This is a genomic window from Robertmurraya sp., assembly GCF_036676585.1.
GTDB lineage: Bacteria > Bacillota > Bacilli > Bacillales > Cytobacillaceae > Robertmurraya_A.
Window position 1 is genome coordinate 1 of record NZ_JAKFCQ010000113.1, and the last position, 1,585, is coordinate 1,585.

Below are 1,585 nucleotides of genomic sequence, written 5' to 3' on the forward strand. Positions count from 1 at the left end.
CTTCGCCTAAGTCTACATACATTTCTTTTCTCGTCAAAAGATAAAAAGCGATTCTTAACATGGCATGAGCGACGACAATGGCTGCTCTTTTTCTACCTTTCCGTGCTAGAGTCCGTCTATATATGGCACCAAGGTAGTTTTTAGAGGCACCTACTGAATGAGCTGCTTCCGTTAAAGCAGATTTTAAATACTTGTTTCCTTTTTTGGATTTAGTTGATTTTCGTTTACCAGCACTTTCATTGTGTCCTGGTACAAGTGCAGCCCAAGAACATAATTGTGGTGCCGTTTGAAACTGTTTCCCAACATCTGTTCCAACTTCAGCTAGGATTTGTTCAGCCATTCTTTTTGCGACGCCAGGTATGGAATCAAGTCGTTCTATATCTTCCTGATAAGAGCTTACTCTCTGAGAAACCTCTTGATCTAACTTTTCAATTTGTTCTGTTAGGAAGTCAATGTGAGTTAGAATCGTTTTAAGCATCATGCGTTGATGAGGATTCACATAACCTTTTAAAGCAAGCTGAAGTTCATCCTTTTTCTTTTTCATTGTACCTCGAGCGAAGTTTGATAGTTTCTCAGGATCATTTTCGCCATCTGCGATGGCACGAAGCATATCCTTGGAAGAAACCCCCATAATATCGGAAACCACAGAACCAAGTTTAATATTTGCACCTTCAAGTACCTTTTGAATCCGATTATGTTGTCTGGCTCGTTCTTCTATAATACTTCGACGATAACGAACAAGTTCTCGCAATTCTCGTTGATTTCGATCTGGGATGAAGCTTGCTTTCAGTAACCCATGGCGAAGAAGTTGGGCTATCCATTCGGCATCTTTCACATCTGTTTTACGTCCAGGAACTGCTTTCATATGTTGGGCATTGACGACGAGAAACTCAATTTCCTCAGCTTCGATAAGATTTACAATCGGTTTCCAGAAGACACCTGTACTCTCCATTGCAACATGGGTACAACCATGTGACTTGATCCAATCTACTAGTTTTACAAGAAATACCGTTTTCGTAGAAAACGTTTGAATCTCCTTTCCTACTGGAGTCATAATACAGGCAGTAATGTTGTCCTTATGGACATCCATACCACAAACTCTTTCAATGATAACTTCCATTGAAATCATCCTTTCTATGGCTATAAAAATAGGAGGCTGGTGCAAAAACCAGAAAGAGGATTAATCTACCATAAGTGCTTCCCGTAAGGGAGCGACAGTCTGTGATGCACCGTGGTCGTTGGAGTCAGACTAACGGATGGGCTCTAAGGCACCATAGTATATCGACCTTCCTCACCTAGCCATAGAAACATTATTGACGGTATTAATCTGTTTTCATCCTCTGTGGTGCAGCGCAATTTTGCGCTGCATGGTGACTAACGGGTGCTTTCGTTGAACAATAGGGTTGCTGCGGCAACCTTTTTTTCTTGTTCCACTAACGAAGCAGGTTAGTGGAAGAATGAAGGTTTTTTTAGATAAGTATAGAATTGTAAAATTATGAGAAAGTTTCTAATTAAATTCATCTAAAAAAGTCTATATTTTTTCTTGGAGGATTTCAAATGAGTAAGAAAAAATTCTATTTACTAA

General features: G+C 39.6%; 1 protein-coding gene. It reads right to left on the bottom strand.

Going from position 1 to position 1,585, the window contains the following annotated elements; all coding sequences use genetic code 11:
• A partial coding sequence (locus ACGLXV_RS15195; protein WP_391559322.1) for an IS110 family RNA-guided transposase occupies positions 1 to 1,120 on the bottom strand: 1,120 nt, incomplete at its 3' end.
• Positions 1,121 to 1,585: the final 465 nt, after the last annotated feature.